General features: G+C 61.5%; 20 protein-coding genes. 16 read left to right on the forward strand and 4 right to left on the reverse strand.

The features are described 5' to 3' along the window. Nucleotides 1-16 precede the first annotated feature (16 nt). Nucleotides 17-838 (forward strand): aldo/keto reductase, encoded by an 822-nt coding sequence (locus tag AB4O45_RS03685; protein ID WP_460161078.1) that lies wholly within the window; start codon nt 17-19, stop codon nt 836-838. A 24-nt stretch (nt 839-862) separates the two neighbouring features. Continuing rightward, nucleotides 863-1,333, forward strand: a complete 471-nt coding sequence (locus AB4O45_RS03690) for a DUF1810 domain-containing protein (RefSeq protein WP_056788700.1) — start codon at nt 863-865, stop codon at nt 1,331-1,333. Here the strand turns inward: AB4O45_RS03690 and AB4O45_RS03695 are convergent. Both AB4O45_RS03695 and AB4O45_RS03700 read right to left on the reverse strand, forming a co-directional pair. Then, complete coding sequence (locus AB4O45_RS03695) at nt 1,298-3,658, reverse strand: DNA polymerase II (protein WP_460161079.1); 2,361 nt, start codon at nt 3,656-3,658, stop codon at nt 1,298-1,300. The two genes, AB4O45_RS03690 and AB4O45_RS03695, sit on opposite strands and share 36 nt — an antisense overlap. Before the next feature lie 61 nt (nt 3,659-3,719). Continuing rightward, complete coding sequence (locus AB4O45_RS03700) at nt 3,720-3,995, reverse strand: hypothetical protein (protein WP_252876604.1); 276 nt, start codon at nt 3,993-3,995, stop codon at nt 3,720-3,722. 22 nt (nt 3,996-4,017) lie between these two features. Between AB4O45_RS03700 and AB4O45_RS03705 the strand changes: the two genes are divergently transcribed. Further along, a complete protein-coding gene (locus tag AB4O45_RS03705; RefSeq protein ID WP_056788691.1) occupies nt 4,018-4,458 on the forward strand; it encodes a CBS domain-containing protein in 441 nt (146 codons plus the stop codon). Between the two features lie 178 nt (nt 4,459-4,636). Here the strand turns inward: AB4O45_RS03705 and AB4O45_RS03710 are convergent, their stop codons facing one another. Beyond that, nucleotides 4,637-5,260: a glutathione S-transferase N-terminal domain-containing protein gene (locus AB4O45_RS03710; protein ID WP_041477196.1), complete on the reverse strand. Its 624-nt coding sequence runs from the start codon at nt 5,258-5,260 to the stop codon at nt 4,637-4,639. 1,071 nt (nt 5,261-6,331) lie between these two features. Here AB4O45_RS03710 and AB4O45_RS03715 point away from each other — a divergent pair. The 12 genes from AB4O45_RS03715 (at nt 6,332) to AB4O45_RS03770 (ending at nt 19,769) form a co-directional block, all read left to right on the forward strand. Beyond that, entirely contained in the window at nt 6,332-7,156 is an 825-nt protein-coding gene (locus tag AB4O45_RS03715) for an energy transducer TonB (RefSeq protein WP_460161080.1), read from the forward strand. Nucleotides 7,157-7,201: 45 nt separating this feature from the next. Beyond that, the gene (locus AB4O45_RS03720; protein WP_041477200.1) at nt 7,202-7,909 is read left to right on the forward strand and encodes a MotA/TolQ/ExbB proton channel family protein; all 708 of its coding nucleotides are present in this window, start codon (nt 7,202-7,204) and stop codon (nt 7,907-7,909) included. Then, nucleotides 7,909-8,310 carry an ExbD/TolR family protein gene (locus AB4O45_RS03725; RefSeq protein WP_041477201.1) on the forward strand — a complete coding sequence of 134 codons (402 nt, stop codon included), beginning with the start codon at nt 7,909-7,911 and terminating at the stop codon, nt 8,308-8,310. Before AB4O45_RS03720 ends, AB4O45_RS03725 begins: the two co-directional genes overlap by 1 nt. Nucleotides 8,311-8,517: 207 nt before the next feature. Then, complete coding sequence (locus AB4O45_RS03730; protein WP_252876606.1) at nt 8,518-11,229, forward strand: TonB-dependent receptor; 2,712 nt, start codon at nt 8,518-8,520, stop codon at nt 11,227-11,229. A gap of 229 nt (nt 11,230-11,458) precedes the next feature. Continuing rightward, on the forward strand, nt 11,459-13,324 hold the full coding sequence (locus AB4O45_RS03735; RefSeq protein ID WP_460161081.1) for an extracellular solute-binding protein: 1,866 nt from the start codon (nt 11,459-11,461) through the stop codon (nt 13,322-13,324). A 1-nt stretch (nt 13,325) separates the two neighbouring features. Continuing rightward, nucleotides 13,326-14,390, forward strand: coding sequence for a microcin C ABC transporter permease YejB (locus tag AB4O45_RS03740; protein WP_056788670.1), 1,065 nt, complete (start codon nt 13,326-13,328; stop codon nt 14,388-14,390). Then, nucleotides 14,390-15,412, forward strand: coding sequence for an ABC transporter permease (locus tag AB4O45_RS03745; RefSeq protein WP_056788667.1), 1,023 nt, complete (start codon nt 14,390-14,392; stop codon nt 15,410-15,412). The genes AB4O45_RS03740 and AB4O45_RS03745 overlap by 1 nt, the downstream gene beginning before the upstream one ends. Before the next feature lies 1 nt (nt 15,413). After that, nucleotides 15,414-17,048 (forward strand): ABC transporter ATP-binding protein, encoded by a 1,635-nt coding sequence (locus tag AB4O45_RS03750; protein WP_460161082.1) that lies wholly within the window; start codon nt 15,414-15,416, stop codon nt 17,046-17,048. A 170-nt stretch (nt 17,049-17,218) separates the two neighbouring features. After that, nucleotides 17,219-17,740 carry a DUF3455 domain-containing protein gene (locus AB4O45_RS03755; protein WP_016775383.1) on the forward strand — a complete coding sequence of 174 codons (522 nt, stop codon included), beginning with the start codon at nt 17,219-17,221 and terminating at the stop codon, nt 17,738-17,740. A gap of 161 nt (nt 17,741-17,901) precedes the next feature. Continuing rightward, entirely contained in the window at nt 17,902-18,429 is a 528-nt protein-coding gene (locus AB4O45_RS03760) for a sigma-70 family RNA polymerase sigma factor (RefSeq protein ID WP_095182134.1), read from the forward strand. After that, nucleotides 18,426-19,118, forward strand: coding sequence for an anti-sigma factor (locus AB4O45_RS03765; protein WP_095182135.1), 693 nt, complete (start codon nt 18,426-18,428; stop codon nt 19,116-19,118). Before AB4O45_RS03760 ends, AB4O45_RS03765 begins: the two co-directional genes overlap by 4 nt. A 132-nt stretch (nt 19,119-19,250) precedes the next feature. Continuing rightward, complete coding sequence (locus AB4O45_RS03770; protein ID WP_217862971.1) at nt 19,251-19,769, forward strand: phage infection protein; 519 nt, start codon at nt 19,251-19,253, stop codon at nt 19,767-19,769. Nucleotides 19,770-19,839: 70 nt separating this feature from the next. Here the strand turns inward: AB4O45_RS03770 and AB4O45_RS03775 are convergent, their stop codons facing one another. Beyond that, nucleotides 19,840-20,922, reverse strand: a complete 1,083-nt coding sequence (locus AB4O45_RS03775; protein ID WP_460161083.1) for a DUF1615 domain-containing protein — start codon at nt 20,920-20,922, stop codon at nt 19,840-19,842. Nucleotides 20,923-21,190: 268 nt separating this feature from the next. On the opposite strand from AB4O45_RS03775, the gene AB4O45_RS03780 reads away from it, so the two are divergent. Then, nucleotides 21,191-23,395, forward strand: coding sequence for a TonB-dependent receptor (locus AB4O45_RS03780; RefSeq protein ID WP_460161084.1), 2,205 nt, complete (start codon nt 21,191-21,193; stop codon nt 23,393-23,395). The last annotated feature ends 167 nt before the right edge of the window (nt 23,396-23,562 follow it).

Here is a 23,562-nt window from a genome sequence, read left to right on the forward strand (position 1 = left end):
AAGGCAGGAGGTTTGAATGCGTACCCTTGAGTTGGCCGGCGTGCAGGTTCCCGTGATTGGCCAGGGCACCTGGCGCATGGGCGAAGATCGTTCGGCGCACAGCCGTGAAGTGGCGGCGCTGCGCAGCGGCATCGAGCGGGGCATGACCCTGATCGACACCGCCGAGATGTACGCCGAGGGCGGTGCCGAAACGGTGGTCGGCGAAGCCATCGCCGGTCTGCGCGATCAAGTCTTTCTGGTCAGCAAGGTCTACCCGCACAACGCCAGCCGCGAGGGCATCCCGCAAGCCTGCGAGCGCAGTTTGCGTCGGCTCGGTACCGACTACATCGATCTGTATCTGCTGCACTGGCGCGGTCAGTATCCGCTGGAGGAAACCGTCGAAGCCTTCGAACGCCTGCGCGAGGACGGCAAGATCGGCCGTTGGGGTGTGTCGAATTTCGATGTCGACGACCTCGAAGAACTGTCCAGCTCGGCCTGCGCCACCAATCAGGTGCTGTACAACCTCGAGGAGCGCGGCATCGAATTCGATCTGCTGCCGTGGTGCCAGCATCAGCGCCTGCCGTTGATGGCTTACTGCCCGATCGGCCAGGGCGGCGCGATGCTCGCCGAGCCGGTTCTGCAGGACATTGCCAGTCGTTACAACGCCACCCCGGCGCAGATTTCACTGGCGTGGCTCCTGCGCCAGGACGGCGTGATTGCGATTCCCAAGGCTGTGCGCCCGGAGCATGTGCAACTCAATGCCGAGGCGGCGCAGTTGCAACTGGACGCCGGGGATCTGGCGGCGCTGAACAAGGTGTTTCCGGCGCCACAACGCAAGCAGCGACTGGCCATGGTCTGAGCTGCCGACTGCGAGGGCTTCGCCATGAGAAGCACAGATCTGCACGACCCGTACAACCTGCAACGTTTTGTCCAGGCTCAGGACCCGGTGTTCGAACGGGTCCAGCGTGAACTCGAGACGGGCCGCAAGCGCAGCCACTGGATGTGGTTCGTCTTCCCGCAGTTCGCCGGGTTGGGCGGCAGCGAGATGGCCCGGCGCTTTGCCATTGGTTCAGCCGAGGAAGCCCAGGCCTATCTGGCCCACGAGCTGCTCGGGGCGCGGCTGCGCACCTGCACGCAACTGGTGCTGAATGTGCCGCAGCGCTCGATTGCAGACATTTTCGGCCATCCCGATGACCTGAAATTTCATTCTTCGATGACTCTGTTCGCCCAGTTCAGCGCCGAGGACAGCCTGTTCCATCAGGCACTGGAGCGGTACTTCCACGGCATTCTCGATGAATGGACGCTGCAATTGCTCGACTCAAAACAGGCCCAGTTGCCCACCGATCAGGGTTGAGAAGTCGTCGTCGACAAACGGCAGAATCGCATCCGCTACCGGTTGCAATTGGCGGGTGATGTAGTGGTCGTAGTCGATGGCGGCGCGGCGTACCTCCAGCGGCTCCGGGCCGGCCAGGGTGATGACGTAGCTGATCCAGCCGCCGTTCTGATATTGCCGTGGCCGCCCGTGCTCGGCATTGTATTCGTCGGCCAGCCGCGCCGCGCGGACGTGCGGCGGCACATTGCGTTCGTAGTCGTCGAGGGTGCGGCGCAGGCGCTTGCGGTAGATCAGCCGATCGTCGAACTCGCCAGCGAGCGTCTTGCGCACGTAGTCGCGCACGTAATCCTGATACGGCTTGCGCTGAAAAATCCGCTCATACAGCTCTTGCTGAAATTGCCGCGCCAGCAGCGACCAGTCGGTGCGCACGGTTTCCAGGCCCTTGTAGACCATTTCCTCGCTGCCATCGGCGCGGGTGACCAGGCCGGCGTAGCGCTTCTTGCTGCCCTCCTCGGCGCCGCGAATCGTCGGCATCAGGAAGCGCTTGTAGTGAATCTCGAACTGCAATTCCAGCGCGCTTTCCAGCCCGTATTCCTCGCGCACATGCGCGCGCCACCAATCGTTGACGTGCTTGACCAGCGCATGGCCGATCTGCGCTGCTTCTTCCTGGCCGTGCAGACTGCGCAGCCAGACGAAGGTTGAATCGGTGTCGCCGTAAATGACCGCGTGGCCCTGTTCTTCGATCAACTGGCGGGTGCGCAGCATGATTTCGTGGCCGCGCAAAGTGATCGACGAGGCGAGCCGGGTATCGAAAAAACGGCAACCACTGGAGCCGAGCACGCCGTAGAAGGCGTTCATGATGATCTTTAACGCTTGGGACAGCGGCGCGTTGTGTTCGCGCTTGGCGGTTTCGCGCCCTTCGGCCACCCGCGCCACGATGGACGGCAGGCAATGGCGGGTGCGCGAGAAGCGTGCGCCACGGAAACCTGGTACCGAGTCAGCGTCGTCCAGGTGTTGCAGGCCCTCGATCAAGCCCACCGGGTCGATCAGAAAGGTGCGGATGATCGACGGGTAAAGGCTTTTGTAATCGAGGACCAACACCGATTCGTAAAGCCCCGGGCGTGAATCCATGACAAACCCGCCGGGGCTGGCCTGCGGTGGATTGGTGCCCAGATTGGGTGCAACGAAGCCCTGGCGATGCATCAACGGCATGTACAAATGGGTGAACGCGGCGACCGAACCGCCGCTGCGGTCGGCCGGCAAACCGGTGACGCTGGCGCGTTCAAGCAAAAACGTCAGCAGTTCGGTCTTGGCGAAGATCCGCGTGACCAGTTCGCAGTCCTTGAGGTTGTACTTGGCCAGCGCCGGTTTGTCCTCGGCGAACATGCGGTTGATCTCGTCCATGCGCTGGTATGGGTTGTTGATCGCCTTGCCTTCGCCGAGCAGGGCCTGCGCGACGTTTTCCAGGCTGAACGAAGGAAAACTCCAGGTCGCCGAACGCAACGACTCGATGCCATCGATGATCAGCCGCCCCGCTGCCGAGGCGAAGTAGTGATTGCGGCTGCCGTGCTCGCGCCACTGCATTTCTTCGCCGCCACGACCGATCTTCAGCGGCACGCCAAGACGCCGCGCGTGTTCGTGAAGGATGCGCAAATCGAACTGCACGACGTTCCAGCCAATGATCGCGTCGGGGTCGTGGCGGGCAAACCAGTCGTTGAGCTTCTTCAGAATGAGCGTGCGCGAATCGCAGTATTCGAGGTCGAAATCGACAATGCTGGCATCGCCATTCGGCGCGCCGAGCATGTACACCTGCCGCTCGCCGCAGCCTTCCAGCGCGATGGAGTACAGCTCGCCGTTTTCGGTGGTCTCGATGTCGAGTGAGACCAGACGCAGTTTCGGCCGGTAAATGGGGTCGGGTTTCAGTTGGGCGTTGATCAGCACGCCGTCAGCATCAGGCGTGCCGCCGAACAGCACCGGCGCGGTGATGAAGCGCTCCATCAGATAGCGTTCCGGCGGGCGGACGTCGGCTTCAAAGACGTCGACGCCGGCGCGGTTCAGCGCGGTTTCGAGGCGCATCAACTGGCCGTGCTGCTGGCAATACAGACCGAGCACCGGACGATGCTGAAAATCCAGCAGCGCCAACGGTCGCAGTTCCACATTCTTTTCATCGTGCAGCAGACGCTCGGCCGCTTCCCGCTGGGCGGCGGGAATAAACGCCACCGATGGCTGATGCGCCAGACGCACACGGCGCGGCCCGGCGTCGGTCGCCAGCCAGAACTCGACTTCGGTGCCGGCCGGCGTATCGCGCCAATGCCGGGTCAGGACGAAGCCTTGCTGTAAATCCACCAATGCGACCTCAACGTTTCAATCAGAACGCCATTCTACGCAGCATTTGTGGCGAGGGGATTTATCCCCGCTGGCCGCGAAGCGGCCCCGCTTTTAATGAAAGGGCCTGCTGCGCAGGCCAGCGGGGATAAATCCCCTCGCCACAGATAAATCCCATCGCCACAGATAAATCCTCTGCCACAGATAATCCCCCCTTGTTACAGATAAATCCCCTAGCCACAGACGCTTCATTCACCGATACAAAGATGTTTTTTCCGGCAAATGGCGTTTTTTGCACGCTAACTGCCGCTTTGCCACCTTGCTCTGCGCAGCTGCGTCTACGATGCTTGATGAACAACGACAACACCTGAGTAACCGCCATGAAGACCGTCGCCCAACTGCTCAAGCTCAAAGATCAGAAAAATCAGGAAGTGCACCAGATCAAACCCGATCACATGGTGCTCGAAGCGCTGATGAAGATGGCCGAGAAAAACGTCGGCGCCTTGCTGGTGGTCGAAGACGACAAAGTGGTCGGCATCATCAGCGAGCGCGACTATGCACGCAAACTGGTGCTGCACGGGCGCTCTTCGGTGGGCACGCCAGTACGCGACATCATGGTCAAGGACGTGATCACCGTGGATACCCGACAAACCGTCGACACCTGCCTTGGCATCATGTCGGACAAACGCCTGCGCCACTTGCCGGTGGTCGAGGACGGCAAGTTGATCGGCCTGTTGTCGATCGGCGATCTGGTGAAGGAAGCGATTGCCGAACAGGCCGAGCTGATCAAACAGCTGGAGCAGTACATTCGCGGCGACTGAGCCCACCGCCGTGATCCCCTTGTGGGAGCGAGCCTGCTCGCAAATGCGCCAGGTCAGTGATGATCGTTCCCACGCTCTGCGTGGGAATGCAGCCCGGGACGCTCCGCGTCCCTCTAACGCCGAACGCGGAGCGTCCGTTGAGGCATTCCCACGCAGAGCGTGGGAACGATCGCGCCTTTCAGGCCGGCCAGTGCCGCTCAAACACCGGTGCCAGCACCGGGTGCCGGTCGATCCTTTGCAGCCACGCATAAAAGCCCGGGCGGGTCTGGCGCAGGTGTTCGCGGCTGCCAGCCCAGCGGCTCACCACGGCCGCCAGCACATCCAGTGCACCGGGCGTTTCATCATCCAGATACAGCTCCCCGGAAAACTGATCGGCAAACACCTCCCAACTGAAGTGCAGACGCTGGCGGGTGCCGGCGATCAGGTTTTGCCGTGCGCTCTCATCAGGCGTGATCAACCAGCGCTCGGGGTAATCGATGATGCCGACCGCTGCGTAGCAATTGCTGACGATATAGGCGAGGCCGCGAATTGCCTGATCACGATCGGCAGCCTTGCTCGGCAGCAGGCCGGACTTGGGAAACGTCAGGCCCAAGTGAATAAGGATCGCCGCACTTTCGGTCATGGCGCTGCCGTCCGGCAGTTGCAGGGTCGGTATCTGTTTCAGCGGATTGAGTTTGCCCAGCGCCTCGTCGGCCTCGGCGCTGGCTTCGGTATCAATGAAACGATAGGCGATCTGGCACAACTCCAGTGCCGCCTCGATGGCAGCCGCGCCGGAATTCTTGTGCCCGTAGAGCTGGTACATGTCCGTTCCCCCGATAAGGCCTTTGCACAGGGTAGATGGCTGGCTGGCCTGACGTAGAAAATTCTGCAAATGTGTCGTGATTGGCACGTTTTTCCCATGCACTGCCGACTTGCGAAATCAACCTTCGCCAATCAGCGCTGGCGGTGCCCATCCCGCACCAAGAGCATTCATCGAACGCTATCCGCGTTCTTGTAAGGTGCGACAGCGAACCAAAAGTTCGCCTGTCCGAGCTGGCAACAAGGAGTTCACCCGTGAATCTTCAAATGCTCCGCCGTACGACATACCCGACTTACTCGCAAATCCAGCCGCAAGTTCAGCCGAACCTATTCAGCCTGGCGCGCTTCTCCTTTATTACCTGAAACCCAATGCACACTTTGCGTGCCTGGCGATCGAGCGATCGCCGGGCGCCAAGTGTTATTTATTTTTTAAATACAGCAATTAATAAAAGGCACAACAACAAGATTGTCGAACAATGACTACCCGTCATTGAAGCTGCACCAAAAGCGCACGCCCAAATGTGATGCAGTTACCAATACTCCAGAATCAAAATAAGGAACTTGTCCCGTGAGCCGCTGAATGACTGACCTGCACCAAATCGATTCGCTACGCACCGATAGGTGCTAAGCCTGATCACCGAGCAGCCGCTCTATCCCGCCGATCGGCGTGATACAGCGTTCCCTCTGACTCGCTCTGGAAAAAGCCCTTCTGCGAGGACTTGAGGACCACTTCGCGCCGAATAAACAGCGGGCGAACTTGAAACTTATATAAATGCGACATGAGCAATGCCGAAGATATGCGCTCAACCGGTTTCAGCAACATCTGGCACACCTGTTGCAAACTGTAACAAACCTGAGACAGCTCTCGTCTCCACACAACAACAAGCCACGGAATGGATAATGAACAATCGATATAGATGCTACTAAACCAATAAGTTTGTTCGAGGCCGTTTAAACAGATAGTCCAACTATCGGCTCGCGTACACCTTGAAGAAAGTTGCACCCACTCACTCGAACATCAGCCATATGTTCGGACGGCACCTTATTGCCCTTCATCTGACCCGAGGGAGCTTTAATGAACGATGCGGTAAAGCACAAAACCCTGCCGGGGCCGTTGCGGCAAGCGCCGGTCCCGCCGCCCCCGGGCAGGCCGGCGTTTACAGCCAACACGTCACGACCCGGCGGGTTGAACAAACAACAGTTGCTCTTGCTGATCGCCGTGTCGGCGCTGATACACGGCGGCGCGTGGTGGTTCTTCCATCAGGCGCGGCCGGAGCCACTGCCGACGCCGCCGGAAATTCCGGAAATGACCGTCGAGCTGACCAGCCCGACGCCTCCGGCCCCACCGACACCGGAACCACCACCGCCGCCCCCGCCTCCACCGCCGCCGGAACCCGAGCAGCCTGTGGAAGACGAGGACGCGGTCAAGCCGCCGCCCAAACCGGTGGAGAAGCCCAAGCCAATCGAAAAACCAAAACCGGTCGAGAAACCCAAACCGGTGAAGAAAGTCGAGCCACCGAAAGCACCGCCGGCCCCGGCGCAACCTGCCGCACCTGCGGCGCCGACGACACCGAGCGCACCACCGGCACCCCCTGCTGCGCCCGCTCCGGTCAAGGAGTCGGCAGCGATTTCCGGCCTGGCCAGCCTTGGCAACCCGCCGCCGGAATACCCGTCGCTGGCGCTGCGCCGCAATTGGGAAGGCAGCGTGGTGCTGCGCATTCAGGTGCTGGCCAACGGCCGTGCCGGTGCGGTGACGGTGACCAAGTCCAGCGGCAAGGCGCAACTGGATGAGGCGGCCGTCGCGGCGGTGAAGAACTGGAAGTTCATTCCGGCCAAGCGCGGTGACACGCCGATCGACGGCTTCGCCACCCAGACCATCGATTTCAAATTGCCGCAATGACGGCGCAACCGACTCATTACTGATTAACGCAAGCGAGGTGTAGCCATGAACGATTCACTGTCTTCGATGATTGTCCCCGGTGTGCTCTGGGGTCTGGTGCTGTTTTCCGTGGTCAGTTGGGCGATCCTGCTGGTCAAGTCGGCCCAGTACCTGCGCCAGAAAGCGCAGAACAAACAGTTCGCCAAAGCCTTCTGGAGCGCGCCGGACCTGCTCACCGCCGCCGAACACGCCAGCCAGTATCCGGGCTCGCTGGCGCGCATCGCCAGCAGCGGTTTCGAAGCCCTGCTGGTGGAAGATTCGCCGCGCACCACGCAGCAACTGGCGCACACCATTAACCGCTCCGATCGCCTGGAACGCAACCTGCGCCAGCAGATCCAGAAAGAACGTCGCTCGCTGGAAAACGGCCAGGCGATTCTCGCCAGTATCGGCAGCACCGCGCCGTTCATTGGCCTGTTCGGCACCGTGTGGGGAATCATGGAAGCCCTGCAAAGCATCGGCGAAACCGGCTCGGCCAGTCTTGAAGCGGTCGCCGGGCCTATCGGCCACGCGCTGATCGCCACTGGCGTGGGCATCGCCGTCGCGGTGCCGGCGGTGCTGATCTACAACTTCTTCCTGCGTCGGCTGAAACTCGCCTCGGCGGACATGGACGACTTCGCCCACGACTTCGACGCCCTCGCCTCGCGCAGTGCGTTTTCCATCAGCCGCCAGGCTATTGCCAGCAAAAGCACCACCGCCGTGCGGGAGGCTAGCTGATGTCGTTTTCCACTCAAGACAGCGATGAAGTGCTCAGCGAAATGAACGTCACGCCGCTGGTCGACGTGATGCTCGTGCTGCTGGTGGTGTTCATTGTCACCGCGCCGCTAATGACCAACGCGATCAAGGTCAACCTGCCGAAAACCGACGCCGTCGCCCCTGCCGAAAAGAAAGACCCGGTGGTGGTCAGCGTCGATCAGGATGGCAAGTTCTATCTGGCCAAGACCGAACTGGCCCCGGAATCCCTCGAGGCCAGTCTCAAGGAGGTCAAGGCCAAGGACGCCGACGTGCGCGTGCAGTTGCAGGCCGACGCCGCCGTCAATTACGGCCAGGTGGCCAAGGCCATGGCATCGATCGAGCGCTCCGGCATCAGCAAGATTTCGGTGATGACCACCCACTGAGTGCGGTGCCGGATGGGTGTTGAAACACCCGCCCGGCGCCGCTGAAAGAAATCCCGTCGCACCCGGCCGACCGAAAAAACGCCCCGCGTCTTCGGAGGGGATCGGCTTGCTTGAAGAAAGTGGTTTTCCGCGCGCGGTATCACCGGAAGCGGAGCAATGAGCGGCTCACAAGGCCAATTCGATAACGTCTGAAAATCGGAAACAACCATGCTGATGAACACTCCACGCTTCACGCTCAAACCTTTGGTGGCAACGATGTCTCGCCACCGTTTTGTTCCGCTGTATCTGGTGGCCATGGGGATGGGCGCCGGAACCGTGCAAGCGGCCGAGGACGACAACAGTGCCACGCCGGCAGCTGCTGTCGTGGCGGCGCCGACCACGCAACTGCAACGGGTCGAAGTGACCGGTTCGGCGATTCGCCGGGTCGATGCGGAAACGGCGGTGCCGATCACCATCCTCAAGGCTGACGAGCTGCGCAAACAGGGCGTGACCACCACCGCCGAACTGGTGCAGCGCATCACCGGCAGCCAGTCGATCAACAACAGCGCCGGCTCTGTCGGCGCGGCAACGGGCGGTGCGTCGTTTGCCGACATGCGCGGCATCGGCGCGAACAAGACGCTGGTGCTGCTCAACGGTCGACGCCTGGCCAACAATGCCTTGTCCGGCACCAACTCCGCCGGCGGCGCGGTGGATCTGAACATGATCCCGTTCGCCGCCATCGAGCGAGTGGAAGTGCTGCGCGACGGCGCCTCGGCCCTGTACGGCACCGACGCCATCGGCGGTGTGATCAACTTCATCACCAAAAAATCTCTCACCGATGGCGCCCTGACCCTGGGCGGCGAAACGCCGACCCACAGCGGTGGCGGCGCGACCAAGGACATGAGCGCCAGTTGGGGCTACGGCGATCTGGAAGAAGACCGCTTCAACGTCCTCGGCGTGTTCAACTACAACAAGCAGCAGAACCTCGACGCCAACGACCGTTCCTTCGCCACCGACTATGCGCCCGGTCGCGGTCTCGATCAGACTTCCGGCACCGCGTTCCCCGGCAACTACAGCCAGAACGGCAACGCCACCAACCCGTTGGCCAACAGCAATTGCAACGGCCCCAACCTGATCGCCCGCGACGGCTTGTGCCGCTTCAGCACCCGTGAATACATCGATCTGGTGCCACAGACCGAGAAGACCTCGTTCTTCGGCAAGACCACTGCCAAGCTCGGCGATGATCACAACGCCAACCTTGAATATTTCTGGTCGCGCAACAACAACGCCGTCGCCGTCGGCCCGGCGCCACTGACTGGTCTGAGCCTGGATTCCTCGTCGCCGTACTACCCCGGCAACGGCATCACCCCGGCGCCGACCGATTTCGCCCTCGACCCGACGCAGCCGGTCGATGTGAACTGGCGCGAGACTGCCGCCGGCCCGCGTGAATCGAAAGACCAGAACACCAGCCAGCGCTTTCTGCTGAGCTTCGATGGTCTGGTTGGCGGCTGGGATTACAACGTCGGCGCCTCGTACAACCAGAACAAAATCGTCTCCAGCGTCACCAGTGGCTATGTCAGCGATCAGGCGATGATTGACGGCCTGGCCAGCGGTTTGCTCAACCCGTTCGGCCCGCAGACCGCTGCCGGCCAGCAGTACATCGATGCCGCCGCCTACCACGGCGCCTACTCCACAGCCGTGGGTCGCGTCGCCGGGTTCGATGGTCGCGTCAGCCGTGAAATCGGTGACTGGTTCGGCGCAGGTCCGTCCGGCCTGGCTCTGGGCGGCGAGTACCGCAAGGAGAAATTCCATCAGGACTTCGAGTCGTTCGCCGGCGACATCCAGAGCCTCGGCATCGACCCGGCCGGCAGCGTCGAGGGCGACCGCAGCGTCAAGGCCGCCTATGCCGAACTCAACGTGCCGGTGCTCGACAGCCTCGAACTGTCCGCCGCTGTGCGCCACGACAAATACAGCGACTTCGGCAGTACCACCAACCCGAAATATTCGTTCCGTTATCAGCCGATCAAAGAGCTGGTGGTGCGTGGTGCCTACAGCGAAGGTTTCCGCGCGCCATCGCTGTACGAGCTGTATTCGCCGCGCAGCATCACGTTCACTCAGGGTTACTACAACGATCCGGTGCTGTGTACCGGCGGCGTGGTGCAACCGGGCGGCAACGGCGGCCGCGATTGCGGTCAGCAGTTCCTCAACCAGATCGGTGGCAACGAAGATCTGGCCCCGGAGAAGGCGCGCAACGTGACGTTGGGCTTCGTCTACCAGCCGATCAGCAATCTGTCAGTGGGTCTGGATTTCTGGTGGATTCACATCTCCAACCAGATCCAGCCGTTCCCGGAATCCACCGTGTTCGATCAGGCTGGCTCCTACCCGGACCGCTTCGTGCGCAACGCCGACGGCACGCTCAACTACATCGTCACCGGCAACGCCAACCTCGGCATCGTCGAAACCAATGGTGTCGATGTGTCGCTCGACTATCGCTTCCCGAACACGCCGTACGGTCAGTTCGGCCTCGGCCTGCAAGGCACCTATGTCGACGAGTACGACTTCCAGAGCACCATCAAAGGCCCGTTCACCGACAAGGTCGGCGACTTTCAGGGTGACGGCGTGATCGCGCGCTGGAAGCACAACCTCACCGGCAGCTGGAGCCTGGGGGCGGCGCGGGCAGCGCTGACCAACCGCTTCACCACCGGTTACAACGATTACGACCGCGAGACGCACGCGCGGGTGGCGTCGTATTCGGTGTGGGATCTGTCGGCCGGTTACACCTTCAACAAAGTGCTCGACGTTGATGCCGGGATGAAGAATGTGTTCGACCGCAACCCGCCGTTCTCCAACCAGGCCTACAACTTCCAGAGCGGCTATGACCCGCGCTACACCGACCCGCTGGGCCGGACATTGTTTGCGCGCATGACTTACCACTTCTAACCGGAAACAGAACACATCTCCCCCTGTGGGAGCGAGCCTTTGTGGTGAGGGGATTTATCCCCGATGGGGTGCGAAGCGCCCCCAAGACCTGCCGACGCGGAGCATCAGAAGTACCGCATGCATTGATCTTGCGACTGCTGCGCAGCCGATCGGGGATAAATCCCCTCGCCACAAGGGCTCGCTCCCACATTGGGTCCGTGGACTTTCAGGGATTTTCAGGAGTGACTTCATGAGTTTTTTGCGCAACATGGCTGGCCTGCTGCTCGGCAGTGCGCTGCTGTGCTTCGGGGCGTCGGCGTTGGCCGCCGGCAGTCACGCGCTGACGGTGTACGGCGAGGCGCCGAAGTATCCGGCCGGCTTCAAGCATTTCGATTTTGTTAACCCCGAAGCTCCCAAGGGCGGTTCGCTCAGCCGTGCGTCGATGGAGATCGGTCAGTACAACTACATCACGCCGTATGCCGATCAGGGCATTTCGGTGGTGCAGGTCAACGATTGGGTCTACGCGCCGCTGGCGTTCCGATCGCTGGACGAGCCCTACACGGTTTACGCTCTGGTCGCGCAGCAGATCGAGCGCGATCCCGGAGGTTTGTGGGTGCGCTTCACCCTCAACCCCAAGGCACGCTTTGCCGACGGCACGCCGATCACCGCCGAAGACGTGCGCTACACCTTCAACCTGCTGATGACCAAGGGCAGCCTGAGTTACCGCCAGCAATACGCCGACGTGCAGGACGTGCTGGTCGAAGGTCCACGGCAGGTCCGTTTCACCTTCAAGAACAACCTCAATCGCACCCTCGCGCTGGATCTGGCGACGATGCGCGTGCTGCCCGAGCACTGGTGGAAAACCCGCGACTTCGCCAACGGCGGCGGCTTCGAGCCACCGCTGGGCAGCGGCCCGTACCGGGTGAGCAAGGTCGACGCCGGGCGCAGCATCAGTTTCCAGCGTGACCCGGACTGGTGGGGCAAGGACCTGCCGGTCAGTCGCGGCATGTACAACTTCGACAGCCTGACGGTGAATTTCTACGGCGACACCGACGTCGCCCGCCAGCTGTTGCAGGCCGGCGCGTTCGACTACAACCGCGAGTTCTCCTCGTCCGGTTATGTGGTCGGCTATGACAGCCCGGCATTGCGCGACGGTCGTTTGCAACAGTCGATCCTCGCCCCGGACAAACCCACCGCCGCTCAGGGCTTCGTGTTCAATCTGCAAAACCCGATCTTCCAGGACCGCCGCGTACGCGAGGCGATCAGCCTGCTCTGGGATTTCGAGTGGACCAACAAACAGATGATGCGCGGCTTCTACGTGCGTCAGAACAGCTTCTGGCCCAAGAGTGAAATGGCCGCCAGCGCCCTGCCCGATGCCGAGGAATTGAAGATCCTCGAACCGTTGCGCGGCAAGGTCCCTGACGAGGTGTTCACCACGGTGTATGAAGCGCCGAAAACCGATGGCAGCGGCTACATCCGCGACAAGCAACTGCAAGCGCTGAAGCTGCTCGCCGAAGCCGGTTGGACGGCGAAAAACAATCGTCTGGTCAACGCCGCCGGCGAGCCGCTGGAATTCACCTTTCTCGATGGCCAGGGCGGCTTCGATCGCATGCTGCTGCCGTTCAAACGCACCCTCGCGCAGATCGGCATCACGCTCAATCTGCGCCGCATCGATTCAGCGCAATACATCAACCGCCTCAACGCCCGCGACTACGACATGATCGTCTGCGCTTTCCCGCGCAGTGGCGATCCGATCGTCTCCCCGGGCCGCGAGTTGTACAGCCTGTACGGCTCGCAAAGTGCCACGCAAGTCGGCAGCTCGAACGCGATGGTGCTGGCCGATCCGGCAATCGATCAACTGATTGACGGGCTGGTCCAGGCCAACAACCGCGAAGCCATGGTGCATTACGCCCGCGCCCTCGACCGGGTGCTGCAATGGGGTTACTACATGATTCCCAACTACTACTCCAAAGGCACCCCGACGGTGTATCAGAACCGCTTCGGCATACCCGCCGTGCAACCTTCGTATGACGAAGGTCTCAACACCTGGTGGGAAGTCTCGGCCAGGCCGCTGACGACTCAGCAAATGAGCGCTCAGCTTGCGGGAGGCCAGTGACATGCTGCGTTATCTGAGTCGCCGTTTGCTGCTGATCATCCCCACGCTGTTGTGCATTCTGGTGGTGAATTTTCTTATCGTGCAGGCCGCACCCGGTGGCCCGGTGGAACAAGCCATCGCCCGCCTGCAAGGCTTTGGCGGGCACAGCATGGGCGGCGGTGGCGAAGTCGCGGCGGTCGGCGGTGCCGGGCGCAGCAGCCGTGGGCTGGACCCGGCGCTGATCGAGGAAATCAAACACCATTACGGCTTCGACAAACCGCTGCACGAACGCCTGTGGCTGCTGCTGAAAAACTACGCACAACTGGATCTGGGCAACAGCTTCTTTCGCGGCGCCAAGGTCACCGACCTGATCGTGCAGAAGCTGCCAGTGTCGCTGTCGCTGGGCTTGTGGGCGACGCTGATCACCTACCTGATTTCAATCCCGCTGGGCATTCGCAAGGCAATCAGGAACGGCAGCGCCTTCGATGTCTGGAGCAGCACGGCGATCATCGTTGGCTATGCGATGCCGGCGTTTCTCTTCGCCATTCTGTTGATCGTGGTGTTCGCCGGGGGCAGCTACGTCAACTGGTTTCCGGTGCAGGGACTGGTCTCGGACAACTTCGACAGCCTCAGCACATTGGGCAAGGTCGGCGACTACCTCTGGCACCTCGTACTGCCGGTCACGGCGCTCGTGATCGGCGGCTTCGCCACGCTGACAATCCTGACCAAAAACAGCTTTCTCAACGAGATCAGTCGCCAGTACGTGATCACCGCACGAGCCAAGGGCCTGACCGAGCGGCGCGTGCTGTACGGCCACGTGTTTCGCAACGCCATGCTGCTGGTGGTGGCCGGCGTGCCGTCGGCACTGATCGAAGTGTTTTTCGCCGGTTCCCTGCTGATCGAAACCATCTTCAACCTCGACGGCCTCGGGCGCATGAGCTACGAAGCGGCGGTGTCGCGTGACTATCCGGTGGTGTTCGGCGCGCTGTTTCTGTTCACCCTGTTCGGCCTGCTGATCAAGCTGATCGGCGACCTCTGTTACACCCTGCTCGACCCGCGCATCGATTTCTCGGCGAGGACTGCCTGATGTTCACACTGTCGCCTCTGGGCCAGCGCCGCGTCGCGCAATTCAAGGCCAACCGCCGTGGGCGCTGGTCGCTGTGGCTGTTTATCGGCCTGTGCCTGATCTGCCTCGGTGGCGAGCTGATCGCCAATGACAAGCCGCTGGTGATCCGCTACCACGACGCCTTCTACTTTCCGATCCTCAGCGATTATCTGGAAACCGATTTCGGCGGCGAGCTGCCGTTTCAGCCGGATTACGCCAGCAGTTATGTGCACAAACTGATCGAGGATCAGGGCGGCTGGATGCTGTTTCCGCCGATCCCGTTCAGTTACGACACGGTCAACTACGACCTCACCGAACCGGCGCCCAGCCCGCCGTCATCAAGCAATTGGCTGGGCACCGATGATCAGGCTCGCGATGTTCTGGCGCGGGTGATTTTCGGCACACGGATCTCGATTCTGTTCGCGCTGATCCTCACCGCCATCAGCGCGTTGATCGGCATTCTCGCCGGGGCTTTACAGGGTTATTACGGCGGCTGGGTCGACTTGCTCGGGCAGCGCGTACTGGAAATCTGGTCGGGGCTGCCGGTGCTGTATCTGCTGATCATTCTGTCCGGCTTCGTCTCGCCGAGTTTCTGGTGGCTGCTGGGGATCATGGCGCTGTTTTCCTGGCTGGCGCTGGTCGACGTGGTGCGCGCCGAGTTCCTGCGGGGGCGCAATCTCGAATACGTGAAAGCCGCGCGCGCGCTGGGCCTGACCGACAGCGAACTGATGCGCCGGCACATTCTGCCCAATGCCATGACTTCCACCCTCACCTACCTGCCGTTCATTCTCACCGGCGCCATCGCCACCCTGACCGCGCTGGATTTCCTCGGCTTCGGCATGCCCGCCGGCACCGCATCGCTGGGTGAACTGATCGGCCAGGCCAAACGCAATCTGCAGGCACCGTGGCTGGGGCTGACGGCGTTTTTTGCCCTGGCGTTGATCTTGTCTTTGTTGGTTTTCATCGGTGAAGCGTGCCGAGATGCCTTTGATCCGAGGAGCTGACATGCAAGACAACCTGATTGAAATTCGCGACCTGCGGGTGGCCTTCGCCGGGCAAGAAGTGGTGCACGGTGTGAGCCTCGATATTCGCCGTGGCGAGTGTCTGGCGCTGGTCGGCGAGTCCGGCTCGGGCAAGTCGGTGACGGCGCATTCGATCCTGCGCCTGCTGCCTGGCCAGAGCGTCAGCAGCAGCGGAGCGATTCGCTACAACGGCGTGGATTTGCTGCACGCCAGCGAACAGCAGATGCGTGGTCTGCGCGGCAATCGCATTGCGATGATTTTCCAGGAGCCGATGACTTCGCTGAACCCGCTGCACACGGTGGAAAAACAGATCAGCGAAGTGCTGGAAATCCACAAGGGCCTCAAGGGCCGCGCCGCCCGCGCGCGGACGCTGGAGCTGCTCGAGCTGGTGGGTATTCGCCAGCCGTTGCAGCGACTCAAAGCCTATCCGCATCAGCTTTCCGGTGGTCAGCGGCAACGGGTAATGATCGCCATGGCGCTGGCCAACGAGCCGGAACTGTTGATTGCCGATGAACCGACCACGGCGCTGGACGTGACCGTACAGCAGAAGATTCTTGAGCTGCTGATCGAGTTGCAGCAGCGCCTCGGCATGTCGCTGTTGCTGATCAGCCACGACCTCAATCTGGTACGCCGGATCGCTCAGCGCGTGTGCGTAATGCGTCAGGGCGAGATCGTTGAACAGGCCGATTGCGAGACGCTGTTCCAAGCGCCGCAACACCCCTATAGCCGGTTGTTGATCGAAGCTGAACCGAGCGGCGCGCCAGTGCCCAGTGAGTACGAGCACAACCTGCTGGAAGTCGATGATTTGAAGGTGTGGTTTGCCCTGCCGAAAAAACTCTTCAGCCGTCAGCAGGATTACATCAAAGCGGTGGACGGCGTCAGTTTCACCCTGCAACGCGGCAAGACCCTGGGGATTGTCGGCGAATCGGGGTCGGGCAAGTCGACGCTGGGCCAGGCGATCCTGCGCCTGGTCGAATCAGAGGGCAATATCCGTTTCGGCAACAAGCAGTTGAGCCTGCTCAATCAGCGTCTGATGCGCCCGTTGCGCCGGCAGATTCAGGTGGTGTTTCAGGACCCGTTCGGCAGCCTCAGCCCGCGCATGTCGGTGCAGCAGATCATTGCCGAAGGCTTGCTGACCCACGGCATCGGTAGCGAGGTCGAGCGCGAGGCAGCGGTGATTCGCGTGCTCGAGGAAGTCGGCCTCGACCCGCAAAGCCGCCATCGTTACCCCCACGAGTTTTCCGGCGGCCAGCGCCAGCGCATCTCCATCGCCCGCGCACTGGTGCTGGAACCGGCGCTGATCCTGCTCGACGAACCGACGTCGGCGCTGGATCGCACGGTGCAGAAGCAAGTGGTGGAATTGTTGCGCCAGTTGCAGATCAGGCATGGGCTGACGTACCTGTTCATCAGCCATGATCTGGCGGTGGTGCATGCGCTGGCGCATGACTTGATGGTGATCAAGGACGGCAAGGTGGTTGAACAAGGCTCGTCGCGGGAGATTTTCGCTGCGCCGCAACATCCGTACACCCAAGAGTTACTGAAAGCCTCGGGCCTCAAGCCTGATGAAGAACCTTGTGGGAGCGAGCCTGCTCGCGAATGCGGTGCATCAGTCACATAAGTGCTGGCTGGCCCGACGCTTTCGCGAGCAGGCTCGCTCCCACAGGTTTGATAGGTGGTGTTTGAAATTTATTTTTCCGGCACTGCATCCAATCGCCTCCGTCACGGGTAGTCCCTGTAACAGCCCACTCTGGTGCTGTAAGCGCCCTACCCTTTTCGGAGAATCATCGGATGAACATCACCCAGCTGATTGGCTTCACCGGTTTGCTCGCCTTCACCGCGACCACCTTCGCCCAGAGCAGTTATCCCGACGCGATCAAGGTGCCGGACGGGCACAAGATTGCCCTGGAAACCACCGGGGTTGGCGAGATCACCTACGAATGCCGCGACAAACCCAATATGGCCGGGCAGACCGAATGGACCTTTGTCGGCCCGAAAGCGGTGCTCAATGATCGCAGCGGCAAACAGGTCGGCACCTATTTCGGCCCGCCAGCGACCTGGCAAGCCAAGGACGGTTCGAAAGTCACCGGCACGCAATTGGCCGTGGCACCGTCGAGCCCGGGCAACCTGCCCTATCAACTGGTCAAGGCCAATCCGGCCGAGGGCAAAGGCGCGATGACCGGGGTCAGCTACATCCAGCGTGTCGCGCTCAAGGGCGGCGTCGCGCCGGGCAGTGAGTGCACCATGGCGAACAAGGGCAAGCAGGAAGTGGTGAAGTACCAAGCGGATTATATTTTCTGGGCGGCTAACTGATATCCGGAAGCAGTGCACAATCCTGTGGGAGCGAGCTTGCTCGCGAAGAAGGAGTGTCAGTCGCCTTATTACTTTCTGACCCACCGCATTCGCGAGCAAGCTCGCTCCCACAGGGAACCATGCCTCTGGATGTTTGGGAAATGTGAGCTAGATTGCACCCCATGCCTTTACCCGAATCCGTTTTCGATTACGAAGCCCGCCTCGCCGCCTGTGCCCGAGGCGAGCGCGCGGCTTTGCGCGATTTGTATGTGCAGGAAGGCCCGCGCCTGCTCGGTGTGGCCAAGCGGCTGGTGCGCGATACGGCGCTGGCGGAGGACATTGTGCATGAGGCATTCATCAAGATCTGGCACGGCGCGGCCGGGTTCGACCCGGCGCGCGGCTCGGCGCGGGGCTGGATGTTCAGCGTGACCCGGCACCTGGCCTTGAATCAGTTGCGCAAGCAAAGTCGGGAAACGCCGTTCAGCGAAGAACATGAGACAGCGGCGTCTGATGAGGCGGTCGATGTTCACTCGGCGCGCATTCATCGCTGCCTCGAACAACTGGAACCGCAGCGGCGCAGCTGCATCCTCCATGCCTACGTCGACGGTTATAGCCACGCGCAGATTTCCGCGCGCCTCGACACGCCGCTGGGCACGGTCAAAGCGTGGATCAAGCGCAGCCTCAATGCTTTGCGGGAGTGCATGGGATGACCGGCGAATCAGCGCAGGAACGGGATGAACTGGCCGGCGAATACGTGCTCGGCACCTTGTCGTTCGAACAGCGCATCGAGGTGCAACGGCGGCTGCCGAACGATCCTGAGTTGCGCGCGGCAGTCGACGCATGGGAGCGACGTCTGCTGGAGCTGACCGATCTGGCCGAACCTCAGCAACCCTCGGCGCAGTTATGGCCACGTATCGAGCGCAGTCTCGAGCGGCTGACGGTGAGAAAACCTCTCGCTTCCTGGTGGAACCTGCTGCCGCTGTGGCGCGGTTTGAGTGCGGCGGGCCTGGCTGCGACGCTGATTCTGGGCGCGATGCTACTGACCCAGACTGCGCCGAAACCGAGTTATCTGGTCGTGCTGGTGGCGCCGCAGGACAAGGCGCCGGGTTGGGTGATTCAGGCGAGCAATGCGCGGGAGATCCAGTTGATTCCGCTGGGGGTGGTCGAGGTGCCGGCGGACAAGGCGCTGGAGTTCTGGACCAAGGCTGACGGCTGGTCGGGACCGGTTTCATTGGGACTGGTCAAACCGGGGCAAGCGTTGTCGGTGCCGCTGGACAAGTTGCCGCCGCTGCAACCCAACCAGCTGTTTGAGCTGACCCTGGAAGGCGCCAATGGCTCACCGATCGGCAAACCGACCGGGCCGATTCAGGCGATCGGGCGTGCGGTGAAGGTGCTCTGAGGCTCTGCTACGCGGTTGTCCGCAACCATCATCGACGTCGATGTTCACCATCACGGCAATGAAGTTCTCATAAAAAATTCCGGGCGTAACATCAGCTCCATACCAACCAACAACACCCCGGAGCACACCATCATGAAACGCCAGACTCTTCTCAGCATTGCTTTCTCGGTTTTCGCAGTTAACGCTTTCGCCGCCACCCCGGCGCACACCATGATCGCCGAAGGCGGTTCGGACAAGCTGATCGAAAGCCGTCTGGCCGAAGGTGGTTCCGATCGTCTGATCGAACGCCGCGTTGCCGAAGGTGGCTCGGATCGTCTGATCGAACGCCGCGTTGCTGAAGGCGGTTCGGATCGTCTGATCGAACGCCGCGTTGCCGAAGGTGGTTCCGATCGTCTGATCGAACGCCGCGTTGCCGAAGGTGGTTCGGATCGTCTGATCGAACGCCGCGTTGCCGAAGGTGGCTCGGATCGTCTGATCGAGCGCCGTGTTGCCGAAGGTGGTTCGGATCGTCTGATCGAACGCCGTGTTGCTGAAGGTGGTTCGGATCGTCTGATCGAACGCCGCGTTGCTGAAGGTGGTTCGGATCGTCTGATCGAACGCCGTGTTGCCGAAGGTGGCTCGGATCGTCTGATCGAACGCCGTGTTGCCTGATGCATGACTGCAAGCGCAACACCGCAGAGAAACCCGGCTCCCGCAGCCGGGTTTTTTATGTCTGCGTGTTTTATCCGGCCTTGGCCATGCAGCGCTTGTAGCGCTCGTCCACGCGCTTGGCGAACCAGGCTGTGGTGAGTTTGCGGGTGATCTTCGGACTCTGCAGCACAATCCCCGGCAATACCGCGCGCGGTAACGCCTTGCCTTCGGCCCGCTCCGCCAGTTCGAACACGCGCTGATAGAGTTTGGTCTCTTCGAATTCCAGGGTTTTGCCCTTCTCCAGTTGATCGCGAATCGTCGGGTTGCGCATGCCCAGCGACTTGCCGAGGGTGCGCACCGCCAGTTCGGTACTGCCGGGCATGATCGAGTCGTAGCGAATCAGGTCGCCGTCCAGGGTCAGCGGGATGCCGGAAGCGCGGCTCACCGCATTCTGAAACGCGGCATTGCGACTGGCGTACCAGCCGGCGTTGAAATCGGCGAAACGATACAACGGCTCGCGGTAATTCACCGGGTAACCGAGCAAATGGGCGATGCCGAAATACATGCCGCCGCGCCGGCTGAACACTTCACGACGGATCGTGCCGTCCACCGTGTACGGATAATCCTTGGCGTGCTCCTCGGCGAATTCGATGCTGACCTGCATCGGCCCGCCGGTGTGCACCGGGTTGAAGCCGCCGAACAGCGTGCGGCCCATCGGCACCATGCCGATGAAGTCGTCGAAAATCGCGCTCAGTTCCTTTTCACTGCGCGCCGCATTCAGACGCTCGCTGTAGGTCTTGCCGTTGGGCGAGCGCACTTGTAAAGCGCCGCTGACCAGCAGGCTGGGGATGTGCACCTTGGCGGCGCGGCGATCGATTTCGTCGCGGGCGATCTTGCCCAGCCCGGGCACCGTCGGGTCGGCCTGGAAAGTCGATTCCTGCTCGGCCACGGCCAGTACCGAACACAGATTCTGCGTGGTGGTGTTGATGCCTTGCGCGGCGAACGCGGCGTAGATGTCCGTGGCCCAACCCTGACGGTCGGCAGTTTTCGCCGGCAACAGCCGAACGATTTCAGCCTTCACTTCGGCCGGCGGACGCGGCGCCGGTTCGTTGCTGCGCTGGCTGGCGCAACCGGCGAGCAGTAGCACGGCGCCGAGAGTAATGAGTAATCGCATGTTGCTCCATCCAATCAAATTAGCCACAACACCATACACAACCCCCGTAGGAGCTGCCGCAGGCTGCGATCTTTTGATCTTGCTTTTTGCAGATCAGATCAAGATCAAAATAAAAAGATCGCAGCCTTCGGCAGCTCCTACACGCTGATGACAAACTGATTGCAAAACGTTACTGCGAAACCCTATCATTCGCGCCTGGAGTCGCATTAGCGCAAGGAGTTCCGCGCCGCCCTTATTTTTCTTTGGCCGCTCGCCTCCAGGATCCGACATGCCCGCTTCAGCTCGACTCGGCGCTCCATTTCGCCCGACTTTGCTTGCCCTGCTGTGCTCCCTGACCGTTACCGCCCACGCCGCTGAACAAAACAGCAAAGAGCTGGTGCTCGACGACGTCAACGTCAATGCCCAAGCCCCGACACCCAACGCCCTGCCCCCGGTCTACGCTGGCGGTCAGGTTGCGCGCGGCGGCCAGTTGGGCGTGCTCGGCAATCAGGACATGATGGACGTGCCGTTCAGCGCAGCGTCCTACACCGAGCAATTGATCCAGGATCAGCAGGCGGAAAACGTCGCCGACGTGCTGCTCAACGATTCTTCCGTGCGCCAGGCCTCGGGCTTCTCCAACCAGGCGCAGGTCTTCATGATTCGCGGGCTGCCGCTCAATGGCGACGACATTTCCTATAACGGCCTGTACGGCGTGTTGCCCCGGCAGATCATTTCCACCGATGCGCTGGAGCGCGTGGAAGTGTTCAAAGGCCCCAACGCTTTCATCAACGGCGTAACGCCGACCGGCTCCGGCATCGGCGGCGGCGTCAACCTGCAACCCAAGCGCGCCGGCGACGTGCCGCTGCGCCGTTACACCACCGACATCAACAGCGAAGGCCGCATCGGTCATCACTTCGACATCGGCCAGCGTTTCGGTGAAGACAACCGCTTCGGCGCGCGGGTCAACCTGTCGCAGCGCGAAGGCGACACCGGCATCGATCACGAGAACCAGCGCTCGAAACTGTTCGCCATCGGTCTGGATTATCGAGGCGATGCGCTGCGGGTTTCCGGTGACTTTGCCTATCAGAAGGAACGCGTTAACGGTGGCCGCAGCTCGGTCAACCTCGGCACCGCCACGCACATCCCGGACGCGCCATCGGCGGACACCAACTACGCGCCGAAATGGGGCTACACCGACATCGAAGACACCTTCGGCATGCTCCGCGCCGAGTACGACCTCAACGACAGCTGGACCGCCTACGCCGCCGGTGGCGCCAAGCACACCCGTGAAGTCGGGCGCTATAACTCGACCACGCTGGTCGGCAACAACGGCGCCTCGTTCACCACCGGCTCGTTCGTCCCCCACGATGAGGACAACACCAGCGTCATGGCCGGCCTCAACGGCAAATTCAACACCGGGCCAGTCAGCCACAAGTTGAATTTCGGCCTGACCGGGATTTGGGCCGAGCAGCGCAGCGCTTATGACTTCGACCTGACCCGTTACTCCAACAACATCTATCACCCGATCACCCCGCCGGCACCGGTCGGCAACTTCTCTGGCGGCGATCTCAACGATCCGGGCATCGTCGGCAAGACCTTCAACCGCAGCGTGGCGATTTCCGACACCCTCGGGTTCTTCGACGATCGCCTGCTGGTCACCGCCGGTCTGCGTCGTCAGCAACTGGTGGTGCAGGGTTACAGCTACGCCAGCTACGGCAGCGGCCCGCGTTCGTCGAGCTACGACGAATCGATCACCACTCCGGTGTACGGCATCGTGTTCAAGCCGTGGGAGCATGTGTCGTTCTACGCCAACCATATCGAAGGCCTGGCCCAAGGGCCGACTTCGCCGACCAGCTCCGGCGGTTTCCGCGTCACCAACGGCAACGAAGTCTACGCACCGAAACGCTCCAAGCAGACCGAACTGGGCGTGAAAGTCGACATGGGCACCTATGGCGCGAGCCTCGGTGTTTATCGCATCGAACAGCCAAGCGACGGCTACTGCGAAATCAACAGCGCCACCACCTGCACCTACGTGCGCGAAGGCGAGCAGATCAACAAAGGCGTGGAGATGAACGTGTTCGGCGAGCCGATCGACGGCCTGCGCCTGATCAGCGGCCTGACCCTGATGGACACCGAACTGAAGAACACCCTCAACGGCGCCAACGACGGTAACCACGCCATCGGCGTGCCGACCTTCCAGTTCAACGCTGGCGTGGATTGGGACGTGCCAGGCCTGCAAGGCGTTGCGCTGAACGCGCGGATGCTGCGCACCGGCGGGCAATACGCCGACGCGGCGAACAACCTCAGCCTGCCAACGTGGAACCGCTTCGATGCCGGCGCGCGCTATGCGTTCAAGGTGTCGGAGAAGGATGTGACCGTGCGGTTCGGTGTTGAGAACCTGGCGAACAAGAAGTACTGGGAGTCGGCTCAGGGCGGCTACCTGACCCAGGGCGAACCGCGAGTGGCGAAGTTGTCGGGGACGATCGACTTCTAAGCGTGATTGCGTCGCAGAAAAGGCCCCGCAGCTTCACGGTTGCGGGGCCTTTCTGGTTTTTGTGGTGCTTGACCGGACGCTTCGCGAGCAGGCTCGCTCCCACACTGGAATGCGTTCCCTGTGGGAGCGAGCCTGCTCGCGAAGAGGCCGGAACTGGCGACCTGATC

This window comes from Pseudomonas sp. S2_B10, from assembly GCF_054668425.1.

What these genes read in the sequence shown, in the direction of transcription:
- AB4O45_RS03755 (WP_016775383.1), top strand. Translation starts at nt 17,219, where the DNA reads ATGAACATCACCCAGCTGATTGGCTTCACCGGTTTGCTCGCCTTCACC.
- AB4O45_RS03750 (WP_460161082.1), top strand. Translation starts at nt 15,414, where the DNA reads ATGCAAGACAACCTGATTGAAATTCGCGACCTGCGGGTGGCCTTCGCC.
- AB4O45_RS03710 (WP_041477196.1), bottom strand. Translation starts at nt 5,260, where the DNA reads ATGTACCAGCTCTACGGGCACAAGAATTCCGGCGCGGCTGCCATCGAG.
- AB4O45_RS03765 (WP_095182135.1), top strand. Translation starts at nt 18,426, where the DNA reads ATGACCGGCGAATCAGCGCAGGAACGGGATGAACTGGCCGGCGAATAC.
- AB4O45_RS03770 (WP_217862971.1), top strand. Translation starts at nt 19,251, where the DNA reads ATGAAACGCCAGACTCTTCTCAGCATTGCTTTCTCGGTTTTCGCAGTT.
- AB4O45_RS03730 (WP_252876606.1), top strand. Translation starts at nt 8,518, where the DNA reads ATGCTGATGAACACTCCACGCTTCACGCTCAAACCTTTGGTGGCAACG.
- AB4O45_RS03760 (WP_095182134.1), top strand. Translation starts at nt 17,902, where the DNA reads ATGCCTTTACCCGAATCCGTTTTCGATTACGAAGCCCGCCTCGCCGCC.
- AB4O45_RS03690 (WP_056788700.1), top strand. Translation starts at nt 863, where the DNA reads ATGAGAAGCACAGATCTGCACGACCCGTACAACCTGCAACGTTTTGTC.
- AB4O45_RS03745 (WP_056788667.1), top strand. Translation starts at nt 14,390, where the DNA reads ATGTTCACACTGTCGCCTCTGGGCCAGCGCCGCGTCGCGCAATTCAAG.
- AB4O45_RS03740 (WP_056788670.1), top strand. Translation starts at nt 13,326, where the DNA reads ATGCTGCGTTATCTGAGTCGCCGTTTGCTGCTGATCATCCCCACGCTG.
- AB4O45_RS03735 (WP_460161081.1), top strand. Translation starts at nt 11,459, where the DNA reads ATGAGTTTTTTGCGCAACATGGCTGGCCTGCTGCTCGGCAGTGCGCTG.
- AB4O45_RS03685 (WP_460161078.1), top strand. Translation starts at nt 17, where the DNA reads ATGCGTACCCTTGAGTTGGCCGGCGTGCAGGTTCCCGTGATTGGCCAG.
- AB4O45_RS03720 (WP_041477200.1), top strand. Translation starts at nt 7,202, where the DNA reads ATGAACGATTCACTGTCTTCGATGATTGTCCCCGGTGTGCTCTGGGGT.
- AB4O45_RS03715 (WP_460161080.1), top strand. Translation starts at nt 6,332, where the DNA reads ATGAACGATGCGGTAAAGCACAAAACCCTGCCGGGGCCGTTGCGGCAA.
- AB4O45_RS03725 (WP_041477201.1), top strand. Translation starts at nt 7,909, where the DNA reads ATGTCGTTTTCCACTCAAGACAGCGATGAAGTGCTCAGCGAAATGAAC.
- AB4O45_RS03705 (WP_056788691.1), top strand. Translation starts at nt 4,018, where the DNA reads ATGAAGACCGTCGCCCAACTGCTCAAGCTCAAAGATCAGAAAAATCAG.
- AB4O45_RS03780 (WP_460161084.1), top strand. Translation starts at nt 21,191, where the DNA reads ATGCCCGCTTCAGCTCGACTCGGCGCTCCATTTCGCCCGACTTTGCTT.
- AB4O45_RS03775 (WP_460161083.1), bottom strand. Translation starts at nt 20,922, where the DNA reads ATGCGATTACTCATTACTCTCGGCGCCGTGCTACTGCTCGCCGGTTGC.